Origin of the sequence: Bacillus cereus group sp. BfR-BA-01331 (assembly GCF_022663915.1) — a bacterium.
GTDB classification, from domain to species: domain Bacteria; phylum Bacillota; class Bacilli; order Bacillales; family Bacillaceae_G; genus Bacillus_A; species Bacillus_A mycoides.
Genome location: NZ_JAKUGJ010000170.1, coordinates 1 through 384, shown reverse-complemented (window position 1 = coordinate 384; position 384 = coordinate 1). Strand labels below are relative to the sequence as shown.

Genomic DNA, 384 nt, shown 5'->3' with positions numbered 1-384 from the left:
CTTGTATATATGCTGGAGAAGCTTTCATACCATTTCGGTACTGTGTCAACTGCCCGTCTGCAATATTTAAATCTTGATATACCATTTGTCCGGAACGAATGCTACTATCCCCACTACCATAACGAGATACAACTTGTGTCATCCCACTGGAATCTTTTGCTTCAATCCATGACTTGTTATTCGTCGTAACTAAACGTACAGCCCCTTTGGCAACAGATTGCGTTCCTGTATGGTCTGTTGTTGTTGGTACCATTCTCTGAATCTCTTGAATTTCTTTTGCTTCAGTTTGAACGGCTTTATTGTACGGGTTATATTTACTTACCGTACGTGCAGCTGCTTGGTAAGCACCTGCGCCACCAATCACACCAGCAGCATAGCTTAATC

General features: G+C 42.4%; 1 pseudogene. It reads right to left on the bottom strand.

The features are described from left to right. A pseudogene (locus MR155_RS32550) lies at positions 1-384 on the bottom strand (hypothetical protein); the annotation flags it as partial.